We start from the raw sequence: 14,484 nt of genomic DNA, 5'->3' as shown, positions 1-14,484 counted from the left end.
GGGATTCGCAGCCGGGGTTCAATGGCCAAGCAGGATTCGGCGGAAATCCGTCATGTTGCGGAGAGGCTCTGCCGACACCCCCTGTTGCGGGGCAAGGGCGGGCAGGACGCGCATCTCGCCGCGCATGACGGCGGGCATCGCCTGCGCCTCGAGATGGGTGTGACCGGCGCTGCGCCAATCCGCGCCGGACAGATCATCGCCAGCTGCAGTCACGGAATCGCCCGGTTGCAGCCCGCCGATCCGCCAGCGATCATCCCAGAGATCGCCGCTCAGCACGCCGCGCAGCGCGGCGGCGGGCTCGCGATGGATCAGCAGGATGCGTCCCGGGTCAAGCACCGCGCCATCCAGTGTGACCCGCGCGCCGTTCTCCAGAGATTTCAGCGCATTCTCGACCCCAGCGCGGCGCGGAGGATAGGCAGCGCCGGTGACGAATCGCACCGCCGCGACGATCAGCCGCCGCCGCAGCTCCATCGCCGCCGCATCGAACGCGGCCCGGTCGAGCCGCAGCGCGCCCGCCTGTGCCTCGGCACCCGCCAGCAGCGGCGCCATCGCCGCATCAAGCGCCGCGCGCGCCGTGGCGAGATGCCCCGCCGATTGCGCCAGCTGCGCTGGATCCAAGCCGAGCGTCGCCATCGCTCGGCGGATTCGCGCGCGTTCAAAGCTCAGATTCTCGTTGCTGGGGTCCTCGATCCAGGTTGCGCCCTGGTGTCTCAGCCAGTCGCGCAGCTCTTCACGGCCGATTTCCAGCAATGGGCGCAGCCACAGCATCCCCTCCGCCTCGCGTCGCGCCGACATTGCCGCCAGCCCGTCAATCCCCGCCCCGCGCGACAATCGCATCAGCAGGGTTTCGGCGACATCGTCCCGGGTGTGGCCAAGCGCCACCGCAGCAATGCCCTGCCTGCGCGCCCATGCGCCAAGCAGCCGCAGCCGCGCCGCGCGGGCATTGGCCATGAGATTGCCGTCATGCGTGAAATCGCGCCAGGGCAGAACCTCATGCGCGATTCCCAGCGTTGCCGCGCTTTGCCCCGCAAACCCGGCCTCCCGAGCCGATTCGGGGCGCAGCCCGTGATCGACCGTCGCCGCACTCAGCCGGACACCCGAGCGCGCGGCCCAATCTGAGGCAAGCCGAAGCAGCGCCACCGAATCACCGCCGCCCGACAGCGCGATGCCCAGATGCGACGCCCCCGCGCTCAGTTGGTCCAGCGCCGCGAAGGCGCGAAGCGTGACCGTTTCGGGAACAGCCGTCACCCGTCCCGGTCCGAGGGCGCAAAATCCTCGCAGCCCGCGTCCGCTTCGAGGGTCGCGGCATCCGTGGCTTCGGGCGCGTCGGGAAAACGGCGCGTCAACTCGCCCAGATACGGACAGGCATCGCTGGCATCGCCAATCTGCGCCACGGCCCGCGACAGCGCGATCAGGCTGCGCGGCGCGAAAGCCCCATCCGGCTCGGCGGAAAAAGCCCGCAGCCAGGCCTCGGCGGCCTGTTCCGTTGCGCCGCCCTCCTGCCGGGCGACGCCCAGCAGAAACAGCGCCTCGGCAGTCAACGGGCCGCCGGCATGAGCCTGAACCAAATGGTCAAGCTGTTCGCTCGCCGCTGCCCATGCACCCTCGTCGATGGCCGCGCGCGCCGCAGCGATCTCGCGCGCCTCTTCTTCGGTCGGAGGCGTGCCATTGCCCGACGGCTCCTCGGGCGGCGGCAGCGTGGCGGTGCTGATGTCCGAGGGCAGATCCGCCGGCGGCGGCACCTGCCCGAGAAGCGCCTCACCCGTGGCCTGCCGACCCAGTTCGCGCGTCATCAGCGCGCCCAGATCGCAATTTTCATCCAGCTCGCACAGGCGGAACTCGATATCGCCCACCCGGTTCGAACCATCCGCGACGACCTTGCGGATGCGGTTCGACAGAAGTTCGGTCTGCTCGGTCAGAATGGCGATGCGCGCTTCGAGCGCGTTCATCCGGTCAATCGCGCTGTCGCCGCCCGCGGCGGAAAACCCCTGCGCCCCAGAAGCAATCAACTCTGCTCTCAGCGATTGCAGATCGGCGGCGACCGCGCGCAGATCCTCCTGCATGTCGGCCAGGGTTGCGGGATCAACGTCCGGGCGGGCGGCCGCGTTCGCCTCTGCCACCTCTCCCGCCAGCTCGACGTTGTCGGGCACAGCCTCCAGCCCTTCGATCAGGGCCGGATCATCCAGCGCGGTCGCGCCGGGCATCTTGACCTCCTGCGCGATGAGCGGCAAGGCCAGCCCCGACATCAAGGCCGCGATAGCCAGGCTGCGCATCAGACGCCTGCTTGGCTCTGCTGGACGACGGTCACGGCGCGGCGGTTTCGCGCCAGGCAAGATGCCTCGGACGCGCAGATCGATGCCGGACGTTCCTTGCCATAGGATACGGTGCTGATCCGCCCGGCCTCGACACCTTTCGACACGAGGTATTCGCGGACCGAGGTCGCGCGCCGCGCGCCGAGGGCGAGGTTGAATTCACTGGTGCCGGGTTCGTCGGCATGGCCTTCGACCGTGGCCCGCGCGCCCTGGTTCTGCGCCAGCCACGCCGCCTGGCGGGTCAGCGTCTGACGGGCATCGTCGGATAAGGTGGCCTGAGTTTCTTCGAAATACACCGTGTCGCCCACCGCCGCGAATTCGGTCCCCGGGTCGGGCGCGACCGGCACCGGATCGCCCGGCAGACGCTGCCCGGCCACATTCACATCGCCCCGATAGACGGCCACGCCACCAGGCCCCGTCACATAGTTGTCGGTCACGGGTGCAGAGACGATCTGCCGGTCACCGGGCATATCGCACGCCGACAGCACCGCCACGGCAGCGATCGTCGTCAAGGTCACTCGCATCTGTCTGTTCCTCGGACTGTTCACGGCAGCAGCGGACCCCAGGCAGGGTCGGATGCCGCGTCATTCAGCGCCACAGGTCGCATGTTTCGCCCCGTTATGTCTACAGAATGCAACCTCGGCGTCGCGTCTTCGCCGCCAGAGCGTGTGAAGATCAACACACGCCCGTTCGGTGCCCAGCTCGGACCGCTGTCGGTTTCGCCCTCGGTCAGCAGACGCTCGCCCGAGCCGTCGGGGCGCATCACGCCGATGGCCGAGCCGGTCTTGCCGCTGCGGGTGAAGGCGATCCGATCTCCGCGCGGAGACCAGGCCGGCTCGCCATATCCCCCGCCGCCATTGCCAAAGCTGATCCGCGTTACCTCGGCTCCGTCGGCGCGCATCACGTAAAGCTGCGAGTTGCCGGAGCGATCGCTTTCAAAGACGATGCGCTGCCCATCGGGTGACCATGACGGCGCGGTGTCGATCGCCGGGCCGTTGGTCAGCCGCTTCACGAATCGCGGATTGGACACGTCCATGATCCAGATATCGGTATTGCCCCCGGTCTCGCGCGAGAAGGCGATCCAGCGTCCGTCAGGCGAATAGCGCGGCGCAAAGCTCATGGCCTGAGGGTCGTTCGTCAGCGGCGTGGCATCCACAGTGTCGATATCCAAGGCCATGATCTGCGGCATCCCGGCGGCAAAGCTGGTGTAAAGCACCGTCTGCCCATCAGGCGAGAATCGCGGAGACAGAGCCAGATCATCCTTTCCGGTCAGCCATTTCACCCCGGCGCCGTCATAATCCATCACGCCGACGCGCTTGATCCGCCGCGTCGCCGGGCCGCTTTCGCCGATAAAGGCGATGCGGCTGTCGAAATAGGGCGCCTCTCCGGTGAGCCGCGTATAGACCTGATCGGCAAGCTTATGCGCCATCCGCCGCCACCCCTCGCGCGGCGCCTCGAACTGGATGCCGTCACCGAGCGGCTGTCCGGCAAACACGTCGAACAGACGGAACCGGACGGAAAGCGCGTCCTCCTCGATCCGGATCACGGCTGTCACCAAGGCCTCGACCTCGGTCGCCTTCCAGCCGACATAATCGATGGCGGCGTTAAAGCTCGTTTCGGGTGCATCCTCGGGCGTGGCGATCTCGAACAGCCCGGTGCCGCGCAGATCTGCGGCGACGACCGAGGCGATGTCCTGTGCCAGATCCCCGGCGGTCGGGCCGCCCTCGATGCGCAGCGCCACCGGCATCGGGCGGGACACACCCTCGGTGATTTCGATGCGCAGCGGCTCGTCCTGTGCCGCCGCGTTCTGCGGCAGGGTCAGGAAGGACGCCAGACCCAGAGTGGCTAGCGCCACCAATTTGCGCAGGAAACCCGTCATTCGAACCCTTCGACACCATCCGGGGTGAATGTCATCTCGACATCGTCCCACTCGTAATATTTGTCTTCGGGCAGATCATAGCCGCCCTGCTCGGCGGCGCAGCGGATCACGGCGCGACGCGCTGCCTCAAAGGCGCGGTCCCGGTCCGGATCGGGTTGCGGATTGTCAACGATGCGGAAGCTGTCGGGATCGGGCATCCCATCGCGGTCCATCTCGAAACCGACCACGACGCGCATCGCAGCGGCGTCGAGGGACAGGTTATCCGGTGTCCAACAGCTCTGGACCGCGTCGCGGAACCCGTCTTTTTCGGCTTCGGTCATCGGCACCGAGGCGATCTCCACCGATTCGCCGCGCTCGATTTCCGAGGGTCGCGTCTCGCCCATTGCATCGGCGAGCGCATCGTCCAGCACATCCGCCTGAATCGCCGAGGCACCCGCCTCGTTCAGCGCATCTGTCAGCACATCCGAGCCGCCGCCTTCGCCCGTGCCCTCCGGAGCGTTCCCATCCACGGGGCTCGGCGTGGCCTCCTGCGCATTCGCCGCCTCGCGTTGAAGCCGTTCAATCTCGGCGAGGCGTTCTGCGAGATCGTCCTCGCGGGCGAGTTCAGCTTCGGCGCGGGCGCGCGCTGCCTCGGCTTCGCGCTCGCGGGCTTCGCGGGCGATCCTTTCCGCTTCCCTCTCCGCTTCCTCGCGGCGTGCGGCCTCGGCCTGACGACGGCGTTCTTCTTCGGCTCGGCGCGCTTCTTCCGCACGGCGTTCTTGTTCTGCCTGACGCTCGGCCTCGGCGCGGCGGCGTTCCTCTTCCAGCCGCTCTTCCTCGCGGCGGCGCGCCTCTGCGGCAAGACGTTCCTGTTCGGCCCGCTCGGCGGCAAGGCGCTCGGCTTCGGCGGCTTCGGCTGCCGCCTGCCGCTCGGCCTCTTGGCGGGCGCGCTCCTCGGCGAGACGACGCTCTTCGGCTTCCCGCGCGGCTGCTTCCGAGGCCAGTCGCTCCTGCTCCCGCCGTTCGGCTTCGGCTGCGGCGGCTTGACGCTCCGCCTCGGCCCGCTCTTCGGCCTCGGCAAGACGCTGCGCCTCCGCCTGGGCCTCTGCTTCGGCGCGCGCCTCTGCCTCGGCCTCGGCGGCTTCACGGGCCGCGAGCACCGCCTCTCGAAGCCCCTCGGGACGGTCCGGCGGAGGCAAAGACCGGGTCAGCGCCAGCTCCGACACGGGCGGCGCTTCGGGTTGCTCGGTCACCGCGGGAGCATCGGGACGGGCCGGAGCCTCGGTCTCGGGGGCGGTCTCGGCCTCGGGCGTCTCCGGCGCTGAATCCGCAGCATCATCAGGCTGCGCGGGTTCGGGCGCGAGCGTTGCCACATCGACCGGCGGGGTCTGGTTTTCGACCTCGCTCAGATCCGGCGCAGGTTCGGCCGTGGTCGCGGGCTCCGGCAGGGTCGTCGCGGTGCTGTCAGGCTGAGGCACATCCAGCGCCAGATCCGGCCCCTCGGGCGCGGTGGTGTCGCCGGGCGCCTCGGGCTGCTCGGGCGCCTCGCCATCGGCCTGACCGACCGGGCCAGCACCACGCGACCGCGCGGCCAGCTCTTCGAAATCCTCGGCCGAGATCGTCACCACCTCGGTGACCTGCTGCGGCGGGTTCTCTCGCGCGGCGAACAGCGCGCCGCCGATCGCCGCCCACAGCACCAGCCCGGTATGGGTGACGCCAGACACCCAGAAACCGACGCGCTCTGCCCGGTCCCGCCTGTGCTCGCGGTCGATCTCATGAGGATCCAGCATCGGATCAGCCGTCCATCCGCGGCCCGCCAGTGTCGGTCACCAGCACGATATCGTTGAACCCGGCTGCGTTCAGCGCACCCATCACCTGAACGACGCGGGCATAGGGAATCGAACCGTCCGCGCGCAGGAAGATCTTGGTCGATTGACGCCCTTCGGCCATTTCGCGCAGCCGGGTGACAAGCTGATCTTCCGCCACGCTGTCTTCCATGAGCATCAGCGGCCCCTCGGCCGGCACCGACACGGTCAGCGGCTCTTGCGGCTCGGCAGCGACGGCATTGGCGGCACTGTCGGGCAGTTGCAGCGGCACGCCCACGGTCAGAAGGGGCGCGGCCACCATGAAGATCACCAGCAGCACCAGCATCACGTCGACGAAAGGCGTGACGTTGATCTCGGCCATGGGCTGGCGGCGGCTGCGTCCGCGGCGTCCGGGCCGGTTGCGCGACTGCACCTGCATGGCTCAGCCCTCGTTCAGCTGGCGCGAGAGGATGGTCGAGAACTCATCCGAGAAATTCTCGTAATTCGCGCCGAGCCGATCCGCATCGGCAATGAACTTGTTGTAGAAGATCACTGCCGGAATCGCTGCCAGAAGGCCGAGCGCGGTGGCCAGAAGCGCCTCGGCGATGCCGGGTGCGACCACGGCCAACGAGGTATCCTGCGCAATCGCGATCTGCTCGAACGCGGTCTTGATGCCCCAGACCGTGCCGAACAGGCCGATGAAGGGCGCAGTAGACCCGATCGTGGCAAGGAAGGACAGCCCGCGCGTCAGCCGCGCCTCTTCCCGGCCGATGGCGACATTCATTGCCCGGTCGATGCGCTGCTGCGTGCCGGGTATCATGCCGCCCGTGTCGTCCTGCGACTTGCGCCATTCGCCCATCCCGGCGGCAAAGATCCGCTCGGCCGCGCTGCGTGGCGTGTCGCCGAGCCGGTCATAGAGATCGTCCAGAGGCTCGCCCGACCAGAAGGCGCGGTCGAATTTCGACGCCTCGGCGCGCGCGGCGGTGAATTTCATCAGCTTCTGCACGATGATCGCCCAGGACCAGAAGGACGCGAGGATCAGCACCACCATGACGATCTTCACGATCAGCGAGGCGCGCATGAAAAGCGCAATCAGCGAAAAGTCGAGTTGTTCCATGATCTGCCCGTAGCTCCGCGGCCGGTTTCCAGCCTTTGGCGGGCCTTCTAGCAGAACTCGCAGGCGGCGACCAACGAAATGCCGTTCAACTTCGCATGAGTTGCGCGAGTTCGCCGGGCAGACGGCGCGGGCGCATATCGGGGCCGAGACAGGCCAGCGTCACCTTGGCCGAAAAAAGCACCGCATCATCGCGCAGAACCTGCTGCACAAGCTCGATCCTTGCCGGGGTGATCCGCTCGGCAGCGGTGGTCACGATCAGCGCATCGTCGAACAGCGCGGGCGCCAGGTAATCCGCCTCGACACGGCGCACGGCAAAGACCAGCCCGTCCGTCGCCTTCAGCGCCGACTGGTCGATGCCCATCTCGCGGATCCACTCGGTGCGGGCGCGCTCGATGAATTTCAGATAATTGGCGTAATAGACGATCCCCGCCAGGTCGGTGTCTTCGTAATAGACCCGGACCGGCCAGCGATGCATCAGTCCCGGCTCCGCACGATCTCGGCGAACTGGCTGAAGAGCTGAGCGTTGGCGCATACGATATTCCCCGCATCGACCACCGGACCCTCGCCACGGATCGCCTCGACGAAACCGCCGGCTTCCTTGACCAGCAGGATGCCCGCCGCCACGTCCCAGGGCTGCACGCCGCGCTCCCAATAGCCGTCGAACCGGCCCGCCGCGACATAGGCCAGATCCAGCGAGGCCGCGCCAAAGCGCCGCACCCCGGCGGTCAGCGGCATCAGCCGGGCCAGATCCTTCAGCGTCGCGGGCAGCGTGCCGCGCCCGCCGAAGGGAACACCGGTGGCGAAGATCGATTCGATCATCTGCCGCCTTCCCGACACGCGCAGGCGCTGGCCGTTCATCCAGGCGCCACCACCCTTTTCGGCCGTGTACAGCTCATCCTTGGCGGCATCGAACACCACCGCGGCAACGATCTCTCCCTTATGTTCCAGCGCGATCGAGACCGCCCAATGCGGCAGGCCGTGCAGGAAATTCGTGGTCCCGTCCAGCGGATCGACGATCCAGCGGCGGGTCGGGTCCTCACCCGCCTCGGCCGGGCTTTCCTCGCCGACCCAGCCGTAATTTGGACGCGCGCCGCGCAGCTCTTCCTTGATGATCTTTTCGGCCTCGCGGTCGGCGCGGCTGACGAAATCGCCTGCACCCTTCACGCTGACCTGGAGATTTTCGACCTCGCGGAAATCCTTGACCAGGCCGCGCCCCGCCTTGCGGGCAGCCTTGATCATCACGTTCATATTGGCGCTCGGCATCGCGCAGCTCCTGCAACTCGGTTTGGCGGGGGTTTAGGGCGATTGGCTTGCAAAGGGAAGCCATAGGCTGCAATTGCCCGCGCCGCCCCGTTCAGGTCAGCGGCCGCTTGACCCGCACCCCCTCTGTCCGGGCGAGGCGCAGGAAATGCTGCATATAGGGCTGCGCGAGATCGCCCTCGCGCGCCGCCGCATAGACCCGCCGCCGCATCCCCTCGGGGCCGAGCCGCAGAAACGCCAGCTCGGGGTTGCCGGCATGGCGGCGCAACACCCAGTCGGGCATCACCGCGACACCGCGCCCCGCCGCGACCAGCATCAGCGCCACATCGGTCAGCTCCACCTGCCGTATCTCGCGCGGCTCGACCCCGGCGGGAGAGAGGAATTGCGAAAACACATCCAGCCGTTCGCGGTCCATCGGATAGACGATCAGGCTTTCATCGGCGAGATCCCCGGGCGTGGCAAAGCCTTTTGCGACCAGCGAATGCCCGGCGGAAACAACCAGCGTCGGCGCATAGTCGAACAGCCCCTCGAACCGGATCCCCGCCAGATCCTCGGGGTCCATCGAGACGACCAGATCCACCTCTTCCCGCTGGAGAGCGGGCAGCGCGGCAAAGGCGAGGCGCTGGCGAATATCCAGATCGACCTCGGGGAATGTCCGGCGAAACTGGTCGAGCACCGGCAGAAGCCAGTCGAAACAAGCATGGCATTCCAGGGCGATATGCAACTGGCCCACCCGGCCCGCCTCCACCCCGCGCAGCTCGGCCTCGGCAGCCTCGATCAGCGGGATAACCTGCTCTGCCAGCCGCAAGAGCCGCATTCCCGCCGCCGAAAGCCGCATCGGACGCGCGCGGCGCACGAACAACTCGACCCCGACCTGATCCTCCAGCGCCTTGACCTGATGGGACAGCGCCGACTGGGTGATGTTCAGCATTTCAGCCGCGCGGGCGAGCCCGCCCTGTTCATGGATGGCGCGGACGGTGCGAAGATGGCGCAGCTCTAGATGCATCGCTCTCATGAAAATCATGCGGATTATGAATTTGTCTCACGCCGCCGCGCGTGGCACAAGAGCGCGAGAAAAAGGAATCCCATAATGAATACGCCCGCTGTCAGTTTCGAGTTCTTTCCTCCGCGCAATCTGGATGCCTCCTTCCGGCTGTGGGACACGGCGCGCGCCCTGTCGCCGCTGCATCCGGATTTCGTGTCGGTGACCTATGGCGCGGGCGGGACAACGCGCAAGCTGACCCATGAGGCGGTGACGGCGCTGTCGAACCATTACGGGCTGAATGTCGCGGCGCATCTGACCTGCGTCGATGCCAGCCGCGCCGAAACGATGGAGATCGTGGATGCCTATGCCGAGTCCGGCGTGCGGGAAATCGTGGCGCTGCGCGGCGATGCCCCAAAGGGGCAGCAGCGATGGGAGGCGCATCCCGATGGTTTCGCGTCGTCTGTCGAACTGATCGAGGCGATCGCTGCGCGCGGCGACATGACCATTCGCGCCGGCGCCTATCCCGAGCCGCATCCGGATTCCGGCGGCTCCAACGCGGCCGATGTGTCCTTCCTCAAGCGCAAGATCGAGGCGGGCGCGTCTTCGGCAATCACCCAGTTCTTTTTCGACGCCGAAACGTTCTTCCGTTTTCGCGATGCCTGCGCCGCCGCAGGAATCGACGCGCCGGTGCTGCCCGGTATCCTGCCGATCCAGAGCTGGAAGGGCGCACGCAAATTCGCCGAGAGCTGCGGCACCTCGGTGCCGGATTGGGCGGTCGAGGCGTTCGAAGAAGCCGGGCCCGAGGGCGAGCAGGCCCTGGCCGAGGAGCTTTGCGTCAAGCTCTGCCGCGATCTGCTTGATGATGGCGTCGGGCATCTGCATTTCTACACGCTGAACAAGCCCGACCTGACGCTCGCCGTCTGCCGCGAACTGGGTGTCACGGCGAACGGCCTCGCCGCCTGAGCCCGCTCGCCGCCTGAGCCCGTCGGGGAAGTGCTTCCAACTGGCGCGGGATCTGGCCTGAAAGCCGCGCCTGGGTCGGGTCGCCGCGCCGTCTGGGCGACGCAGAGGCGATGTTAGGTCATGGCGGACGAAACGCGCGATGCCCAGAAAGCGCGGCGCGTTTAGCCAATGATAACCTCGGTGCTTCTTTCTCCGGATCGCGCATGACGATTGACCCGCGCGGATGTCGGGCGCGGATGCAGCTCATCCCTCTCGGCCAGTGGGTTCGCGGTCATTTCGTCCGGCAAACGGCTCGCCGATCCGGGCGCCCTGCCCGCGCCCAGTTGGGCCGGTCGCGCGGTATCCCGGCTTCCGCTCATGGTCAGTGATGGGTTTGTCCGGCGCGGCGCAGGTAGCGGTCGCGTCGCTTGGCGCGGCGGCCCCCGACATCTTCGGCCAGCGGCGCGAGATGGCCTGCCAGCACCGCCGGACCGTCATAGGGGCGCGCGACCGAGACATGCAGCGCCTCGCTTTCATCCAGCCCTGCCACACGGGGACCGCGGGCCAGGAAGGCCTTGCCCCAGCCACGCCAATTGCCGACCGGCGGCGCGTCGGCGTCGCGGCGGAACCAGCAACGCCAGCCTTCGGGCAGTGGCATCCCCGCCTCTTCCGCCTGTTCCAGCATCCAGACCAGAGGGATATTGGCCAGCGGACGCGCGGCATCGTTCCGCCAGAGCTGGCCGCCGATATCGGAATGGAAGCCGCGGAACCACATCTGTGTGATGGCGCCCGGCGGATGCTCGGCGCTGTTCCACAGGATCGGCCGATAGGCGGCACGATTTTCGTTCAGCGCCAGCGCCTGCACGCCGCGGCGCACATCATGGCCGAGATGCTGGTCGTGAAAGCGGAAGCGCGGTTCGGTCAGCATCCAGAACAGCGGCAGACGGATGCCCAGCGCCATGACTGTGTCGAAAACCCCGACCATCTCGATCGGGGCCGTATCATGGCAGAAGCGGCTGCGGAAATCGGCGCGCAGACCACCGTCGCCCCCGTCGCGATACATGCGCCAGACCGAGCGTATATTGCGCGACGTGGCTGCGTCATGGCGGAGGAGCCCGACTCGGCCGATCATTGCGGCGAGGGAGCGGACGGCGAAGGCACCGCGCGAATAGCCGAGCAGGAAGATCCGGTCGCCGGGCCGGTAGCCCGAAGCGAGCCAGCCATAGCTGTCGCGGATGCGCGCGCCCATGCCGTGACCCATGGCGATTCCCAGCAAGCTGCCCCACGCTTCGAGCTGTTGCCCGGCGGCGTAGCGCACCCGGAGGGAGGCACCGCGCATGGGTCGCAACATCCTGTAAATATTTCCGATATTCGAGTGTCGGCCTTCCATCAGAGAGGCGAAAGTGCCGTCGATCAGCACGATATGGGTGACGGGTGGGCGATCCATGACAACAGCGTAGCACCGATTACTTCAAAGGAAATGAATCGCACGGAAACTCGGTTCCATGTGCGTGAAAACCATGTGAGCGGTTAATCTTTAGCGCCGTAACAGCCGCCGGAAATCGGCGTCACCGCCCGTTCCCAGCCCCGACACCGGACGAGCCTGGCCGCGCCCCGCGACGGTGCGAAAGCGCGGCACGCGGGGCGGGGTCAACCGAGGTTGCGGACCGTGGCGCGGGCCATCTCTCCGAAGCCGTTGAAGCGGGTATTGGTCACAACCGAATAGGCGCCGGCGCCGTGGAAAATCAGATAGTCGCCCTCGGCCACGTCGCCGGGAAGGGTCAGCTCGCCGGGAAGCCGGTCGACGGAGTCGCAGGTCGGGCCGAAAATGACCCGCCCGGTCTCATCGCCGCCGCGCGGGGTGCCGTCGGCGGCGAGAAGCTGGATCCGGTCGATATTGCCGACGATGGGCAATTCGGCCAGCCCGCCATAGACCCCGTCATTCAGGAACACATGCCCGCCATCGCGGACCGCCTTGACGCGGGTAATCAGCGAGAACGCATCGGCGCAGATGCCGCGCCCCGGTTCGCAGACGAGATGGGGCGCATCGGCGCCGAACGCCTCGGCGGTGGTGTCGGAGATGAGGGTGAAGATGTCTTCGAGCGCGGGCTCGACCCCGTTGACCCGATGCGAGGGGAAGCCGCCTCCGACATTCAGCCGCCGCGCCGTCACCCCGGCCATCTCGCATATGTCGCGGGCGGTGCGGATGTAATGTTCCCACGCGCCGGGATCGGTGCATTGCGTGCCGGGATGGAAGGTGAGCGAGGGGATGAAACCTGCCTTCGCCACCCGCGCCAGAAGCTCGGCTGCGTGTTCGGGCGAGGCGCCGAATTTCGATCCGAAATCATAGATCGCGCCCGCCACCGGCAGCTTGAAGCGCGGCGAGATCTCGCAATTCTCGGAGGGCACCATCTCGATCAGCTTGTCGAGTTCGGAACTGCTGTCCACCGACCACGCCCTGACGCCGGCCTGAACTGCATGGGCAATCTCGGCCCGGGCGCGGACCGGGTTGTGGTAATGCCGCGCCGCATCGGGGGCGAGGCGGCCGATCAGGTCGATTTCAGCCGGTGAGGCCACGTCGAAGCCGCTGATCCCGGCCTGCACGAGATTTTCGATGACGCTCTCTTCGGGATTGGATTTCACCGCATAGGTGACCAGCCCGGGGAAGCCGTCGAGAAACCGCCGCGCCGTGTCCTGCAACACGCTTGGCGCGAAGGCCATGACCGGGTTTTCGGGCTGCGTGTTGCGGATGATTTCGGCGGGGTTGTCCCAGACGGTATCGGCTTTCGTCATCACGGCATCCCTGTATCGCAACTGTCGGTGGGCGATCCGCCCGGCGCAGAAATATCGCATCCGCGCCGGGCTTTCAAATGCGAACGCCCCGGTCCAGCCGGGGCGTTGCAACGGCAAGAGGCGAAGGATCAGTCCTCGTCGCGGATCTCTTCGGCCACTTCCTCGCGCTGCTCCAGCTCTTCCTGGCTCAGCGCCGAGACGACGGCGATCTGGTCTTCGGTCATCACGATGGAGACCTCGGAGGGGTCCAGCATGACTTCTTTCTCGCCGAGGCCGAGGAAGCCGCCAACTTCTGCGATGGCGCCGACGATGTCGCCGTTCACGTCCAGGACGAGGTCTTCGACCTCACCGATCTTTTCCCAATCGGCATCAACGGCCTGATAGGCCATCGAGTCGTCCCAGGTGGTCGCGCCGGTCACGTCCACGGTGTAGATATCCGCCCCGTCAAGCGCCTCGGCCCGCAGCAGTCCGGTCTGCATCGCCTCGCCGGGATCGCTGGCGGCAGCCTCCGCCGAGGTGGCAGCCGGGGTCATGTCGTCCGCAGGCGCTTCTTCGGTCGTTGTCTGAGCGACAGCAGCCCCGCCGAGCGCAAGAATCATCGCGGAAGTCAGATAAAGATTTTTCATGGCGATTGTCCTTTCCATGTCTTGGACCGGGACAACCCGCACCGCGCCCGAGTGTTTCATCGGATCACGGAAATGTCGGGGCGGTAAGCAAAGATCAACCGATCCGCGCCGGGTCACGCGCGATGCTGAACAGGTCGATAAAGAGTTGCGCGGCGATCAGATCGCCGCTCGCCTGCGCCGTGCCTTGCGAGATCATTTCGGACAGCGGCGTCTGGCCATAGACGGTGAAGGCCAGCGCATTTCCGGTCCCTGTAAGGATGAAAGGCGCATTGGGCTGCTGCACCGCATCAACGCGCAGCCCGCTGTCAGAGATCCGCGCCTCGAACGCCTCGCTGCCGAAATCGAAGCCGCCGCGCAGTTCGGTCCCGGGCGGGCGGTCGCGGCGCAGATTGACCCCCATCGAGATCATCAGCGCCGAGGGCGAGATGAAGCGGCGCGGATCATGACCGGGGGTGATCAGCGCCCATTCGCACAGCGCCTCGAGCACCGGAAGAAGGCCGCGCCCCATCGGGGTCAGGCTGTAGAGGCCAAGCCGCTCGTCATGGGCGATGACCCCTGCCTCGCGCAGCTGGCCGAGCCGTCCTGTCAGCACGCTGGCGGTGATCCCTGACAGCCCGGCGCGAACCATCTGGAAGCGCTTGGGGGCGAACATCAGCTCACGGACCACCAGCAATGCCCAGCGATCCCCGATCAGGTTCAGCGCGTGGGCGGCGAGGCAGCCATCGTCATAGCGGAGGCGCGGTGATTTGCCGTGTTCAGTCATGTTTTAATACTAACAGTTGCTTT

At 67.0% G+C, this 14,484-nt stretch carries 15 protein-coding genes; 1 reads left to right on the top strand and 14 read right to left on the bottom strand.

Going from position 1 to position 14,484, the window contains the following annotated elements; translation table 11 throughout:
- Positions 1–18: 18 nt before the first annotated feature.
- The 10 genes from tilS to PAF18_RS15415 form a co-directional block, all read right to left on the bottom strand.
- Positions 19–1,248: a tRNA lysidine(34) synthetase TilS gene (gene tilS / locus PAF18_RS15460; protein ID WP_271116577.1), complete on the bottom strand. Its 1,230-nt coding sequence runs from the start codon at positions 1,246–1,248 to the stop codon at positions 19–21.
- Positions 1,245–2,273, bottom strand: a complete 1,029-nt coding sequence (locus tag PAF18_RS15455) for a tetratricopeptide repeat protein (RefSeq protein ID WP_271116576.1) — start codon at positions 2,271–2,273, stop codon at positions 1,245–1,247. Before PAF18_RS15455 ends, tilS begins: the two co-directional genes overlap by 4 nt.
- A complete protein-coding gene (locus PAF18_RS15450) occupies positions 2,273–2,836 on the bottom strand; it encodes an OmpA family protein (protein WP_271116575.1) in 564 nt (187 codons plus the stop codon). The genes PAF18_RS15455 and PAF18_RS15450 overlap by 1 nt, the downstream gene beginning before the upstream one ends.
- A 20-nt stretch (positions 2,837–2,856) precedes the next feature.
- Positions 2,857–4,191: a Tol-Pal system beta propeller repeat protein TolB gene (gene tolB / locus PAF18_RS15445; protein ID WP_271116574.1), complete on the bottom strand. Its 1,335-nt coding sequence runs from the start codon at positions 4,189–4,191 to the stop codon at positions 2,857–2,859.
- Positions 4,188–5,960 carry a hypothetical protein gene (locus PAF18_RS15440; RefSeq protein ID WP_271116573.1) on the bottom strand — a complete coding sequence of 591 codons (1,773 nt, stop codon included), beginning with the start codon at positions 5,958–5,960 and terminating at the stop codon, positions 4,188–4,190. Before PAF18_RS15440 ends, tolB begins: the two co-directional genes overlap by 4 nt.
- Positions 5,961–5,964: 4 nt before the next feature.
- Entirely contained in the window at positions 5,965–6,414 is a 450-nt protein-coding gene (locus PAF18_RS15435) for an ExbD/TolR family protein (protein ID WP_271116572.1), read from the bottom strand.
- 3 nt (positions 6,415–6,417) lie between these two features.
- Complete coding sequence (gene tolQ / locus PAF18_RS15430; protein WP_271116571.1) at positions 6,418–7,092, bottom strand: protein TolQ; 675 nt, start codon at positions 7,090–7,092, stop codon at positions 6,418–6,420.
- An 85-nt stretch (positions 7,093–7,177) separates the two neighbouring features.
- On the bottom strand, positions 7,178–7,570 hold the full coding sequence (ybgC, locus tag PAF18_RS15425; RefSeq protein ID WP_271118157.1) for a tol-pal system-associated acyl-CoA thioesterase: 393 nt from the start codon (positions 7,568–7,570) through the stop codon (positions 7,178–7,180).
- Positions 7,567–8,355 carry an inositol monophosphatase family protein gene (locus PAF18_RS15420; protein WP_271116570.1) on the bottom strand — a complete coding sequence of 263 codons (789 nt, stop codon included), beginning with the start codon at positions 8,353–8,355 and terminating at the stop codon, positions 7,567–7,569. The genes ybgC and PAF18_RS15420 overlap by 4 nt, the downstream gene beginning before the upstream one ends.
- Positions 8,356–8,446: 91 nt before the next feature.
- A complete protein-coding gene (locus PAF18_RS15415) occupies positions 8,447–9,358 on the bottom strand; it encodes a LysR family transcriptional regulator (protein WP_271118156.1) in 912 nt (303 codons plus the stop codon).
- Positions 9,359–9,442: 84 nt separating this feature from the next.
- On the opposite strand from PAF18_RS15415, the gene metF reads away from it, so the two are divergent.
- Entirely contained in the window at positions 9,443–10,300 is an 858-nt protein-coding gene (gene metF / locus PAF18_RS15410) for a methylenetetrahydrofolate reductase [NAD(P)H] (protein WP_271116569.1), read from the top strand.
- A 361-nt stretch (positions 10,301–10,661) separates the two neighbouring features.
- Here the strand turns inward: metF and PAF18_RS15405 are convergent, their stop codons facing one another.
- From PAF18_RS15405 to PAF18_RS15390, 4 genes are all read right to left on the bottom strand, one after another.
- Positions 10,662–11,726: a T6SS phospholipase effector Tle1-like catalytic domain-containing protein gene (locus PAF18_RS15405; protein ID WP_271116568.1), complete on the bottom strand. Its 1,065-nt coding sequence runs from the start codon at positions 11,724–11,726 to the stop codon at positions 10,662–10,664.
- A gap of 203 nt (positions 11,727–11,929) precedes the next feature.
- Positions 11,930–13,072 carry a type III PLP-dependent enzyme gene (locus PAF18_RS15400; RefSeq protein ID WP_271116567.1) on the bottom strand — a complete coding sequence of 381 codons (1,143 nt, stop codon included), beginning with the start codon at positions 13,070–13,072 and terminating at the stop codon, positions 11,930–11,932.
- 128 nt (positions 13,073–13,200) lie between these two features.
- Positions 13,201–13,698 carry a PRC-barrel domain-containing protein gene (locus PAF18_RS15395; protein ID WP_271116566.1) on the bottom strand — a complete coding sequence of 166 codons (498 nt, stop codon included), beginning with the start codon at positions 13,696–13,698 and terminating at the stop codon, positions 13,201–13,203.
- A gap of 94 nt (positions 13,699–13,792) precedes the next feature.
- Positions 13,793–14,461 carry a winged helix-turn-helix transcriptional regulator gene (locus PAF18_RS15390; RefSeq protein ID WP_271116565.1) on the bottom strand — a complete coding sequence of 223 codons (669 nt, stop codon included), beginning with the start codon at positions 14,459–14,461 and terminating at the stop codon, positions 13,793–13,795.
- Positions 14,462–14,484: the final 23 nt, after the last annotated feature.

This window comes from Paracoccus sediminicola (assembly GCF_027912835.1).
Lineage (GTDB): Bacteria > Pseudomonadota > Alphaproteobacteria > Rhodobacterales > Rhodobacteraceae > Paracoccus > Paracoccus sediminicola.
Note: the sequence above shows the minus strand (reverse complement) of the source record. Positions and strands in the feature narration are given on the sequence as shown.